The following is a 2824-nucleotide window of genomic DNA, read 5'->3' as shown; positions in this document are numbered from 1 at the left end:
TATAAAATTATATTTTAAAACTTGTAATCCTTAAATTTGAAAAAAAAATTATCAACATGTTTTCAAAAGGACAAACCGTATTTGCAATTTTATTTGCGATTTCTTTTATTACAATTATTGTTTTTATGTATTTAAAGGATAAAAAAATACATAAACAGCAATATAAAGGAGTGAAATGGATTGGATTAGGTTTTTTACTTTTTATTTTATTCTTATTTTTAATTAAAGGGTTCATAAAAGAATAATTGTTTATATTTGATTTAAATCCCCATAATAAATGAAAATATTAAAATATTTATCGCTATTATTTCTGCTATTTCTTTTAGCATTTATTGTGTTTGTGGCAACGCAACCCGCAACCTATCAAATTACAAAACAAAAAGAAATCAGCACACCTACTCCTTTCGTTTTTGAATATGTAAACGATTTTTTAAATTGGAATGACTGGCAACAATTTAATACCGATGAAAATATTAAATACACTACTTCTGAAAATACTGTTGGTGAAAAATCATATGTAAAATGGGATAATGGAAGTGCTATGATTACCACTTTCGCACAAAAAGATTCTATTTCTCAACTCTATATTCAAGACAATAACAAGCAAACGTTGCATTGGAAATTTAAAAAAACAAATACAGGAACGATAGCATCCGTAACCATTAAAGGAGATTTGTCATTTACTGAAAAAATATATTCTGTATTAAATGGAGGAATTACAAATTATGTTGGAACTCAAATTCAAGAAAGTTTAAATAAAATAAACAACTATTTTGTAAGTGAATTAGGCGAATATGATATTAAAGTAGAAGGTTTGGCAAACCGACCAAAAATAAATTATATTGAACAAAAAGATTCTTGTTTGGTTAAAGATTTTCCTAAAAAATCAAAGGCATTGTTAAAAACTATGAAAAATTTCATCAAGTCTAATGACATTGAAACTTTAGATAAGCCTTTTGTACTGTTTCATAATAATTCGGATCCTAATAAAATAGTATATGCCATGTGCGTGCCTGTAAAAGAAGAAGTACTAACCACTCCAGACAGTCAAATACAAGGTAGAAAATACGAATCTTTTTTAGCAATAAAAACTACATTAAAAGGCGATTATTCGCACATGAAAAAAGCGTGGGCAAAAACAAGAGCGTATATGTTAAAAAACAAGTATAATGAAGACAAAAAAGGAATTTATATAGGCATTTATAAAAAATCAATTCCTGAAGTAAATGAACCTTCAAAATGGGTGACAGAAATTTTTATACCTATTATTAAAAAAGAAACAGCTCCTAAAAAAGTAATCGTTAAGGACAGTACTGAAACGGTAACTGCTGATAAAGTAGAATAATTACTTACTTATTTCTGTAGTAATCATATTATTTGTCATTTTCGGACCAAAGCTTTTTACTTTTGTCGTACATAAAACGTATAAGTTACTATTAAAAACAGGAACAAGTGTTGTTGGGTAACGTTTAAGTGGATCTTCTATTTTTACTGAATAGCCTTTTTCTTCAGGAATAAAATTTGCTTTTAATTGCAGCAAATATTGGTCTTCGCAAATGTTATAAAACCATCTTTCTTCAGCGTTTGCAAGCGTAACTCTGTAATTTTTAGCAAAAGTTAAGGTTTTATCTTTATGAATTAAACTAAACTCGTTATTGGTATTTACAACATCGTTTCCTTGCGCATCTACCAAAGTAATCTGCAAATCGTTAATGATTTTTTTGGTAGCACTATCAATTGGGTTGGCTACCAAATAGGTCGTAAAATCATACCCACAATGCGGTAAACCATCTTGCGAAAAGCCAAAAGTTGAAATAAAAATAAGTAAAATAAATTTCTTCATAATTGAACACTCGCAAAAAACGAACCAAAACGGGTATTACTTATATATTAAAATTGTGGCGTTGTTAAATAGGCATAAATTTTTTCACGTTGTAAATCGGTAAGTTTTGTGTTTTTTTGCATACGAATAACTATCGGTTTCCACTGTTCTGCAGTAAAACTTTCTTTTGCATATAAACTATGACAATCCGCGCAACTTGTGGTATATAAATTTTTACCTTCAGCGATAACTTCAGCTGTTATTTCTAACTTTTCAGCTGCGATTTCTTTAACAACCGGAATTTCCTCTGTTACAACAACTTTTTTTGGAGCACAGGCAAATACAACTGATACAATCACTAATCCAATTAATACGCTTGATTTCATTTATTTTAATTTTTAGATTTTCAAATATATAAAAAATCCGTAACGATTTGGTATCGAAACGGATTTTATAAGTTATTTTTTTACTCAATTCTTAATGATTACTAAAAACTGAATACTGCCTACTCTTATTTCACATCCATTAATTCAACGTCAAATACTAAAGTAGCATCTGGTGGAATTACCCCTCCAGCACCAGAACTTCCGTATCCTAAATACGATGGAATTACAAAACGAGCTTTATCACCTACTTGTAATAAGGCAATTCCCTCATCCCATCCTTCAATAACTTGCCCTACTCCCAATTGAAAATCAATTGGTTGTTTTCTTTTGTATGATGAGTCAAAAACTTGTCCATTTTCTAAAGCACCTTGATAGTGCACAGAAACTTTTTTACCTTTTTCAGCTTGTTTCCCACTACCCTTTTGAATAATTTGGTAACGTAAACCACTTTCTGTTTTTGAAAAACCAGCGGCTAATTTTTCCATTGCGGCTTCAGCAGCTTGTTTTTGTTCTAAAATTCTTTTTTCACGAGAACCTTCGAAGGTTCTAAACGCTTCAATAGCATTCCATTTTTCTGCTTCGGCTCCCACTCTAATAATTTCAATTGAATCTAAAG

The 2824-nt window shown here is 29.7% G+C and carries 4 protein-coding genes; 1 reads left to right on the top strand and 3 read right to left on the bottom strand.

Annotated features, from left to right (window positions below):
- The first annotated feature begins 277 nt into the window (after window positions 1-277).
- Entirely contained in the window at window positions 278-1345 is a 1068-nt protein-coding gene (locus ABWO04_RS10950; protein ID WP_353079732.1) for a GyrI-like domain-containing protein, read from the top strand.
- On the opposite strand, the gene ABWO04_RS10945 is transcribed toward ABWO04_RS10950, so the two are convergent.
- The 3 genes from ABWO04_RS10945 to ABWO04_RS10935 all read right to left on the bottom strand — a co-directional run.
- Complete coding sequence (locus ABWO04_RS10945) at window positions 1346-1843, bottom strand: hypothetical protein (protein WP_353079731.1); 498 nt, start codon at window positions 1841-1843, stop codon at window positions 1346-1348.
- Window positions 1844-1890: 47 nt separating this feature from the next.
- On the bottom strand, window positions 1891-2208 hold the full coding sequence (locus ABWO04_RS10940) for a cytochrome c (protein ID WP_353079730.1): 318 nt from the start codon (window positions 2206-2208) through the stop codon (window positions 1891-1893).
- A 125-nt stretch (window positions 2209-2333) separates the two neighbouring features.
- The coding region (locus ABWO04_RS10935; protein ID WP_353079729.1) for an FKBP-type peptidyl-prolyl cis-trans isomerase at window positions 2334-2824 on the bottom strand (491 nt) is incomplete at its 5' end.

It is taken from the genome of Flavobacterium sp., from assembly GCF_040382755.1.
Lineage (GTDB): Bacteria > Bacteroidota > Bacteroidia > Flavobacteriales > Flavobacteriaceae > Flavobacterium.
This window is presented reverse-complemented; position numbering and strand designations above follow the sequence as displayed.

Excerpts from the sequence above, each read along its gene's own strand:
- ABWO04_RS10940 (WP_353079730.1), bottom strand. The coding sequence starts at position 2,208 with ATGAAATCAAGCGTATTAATTGGATTAGTGATTGTATCAGTTGTATTT.
- ABWO04_RS10950 (WP_353079732.1), top strand. The coding sequence starts at position 278 with ATGAAAATATTAAAATATTTATCGCTATTATTTCTGCTATTTCTTTTA.
- ABWO04_RS10945 (WP_353079731.1), bottom strand. The coding sequence starts at position 1,843 with ATGAAGAAATTTATTTTACTTATTTTTATTTCAACTTTTGGCTTTTCG.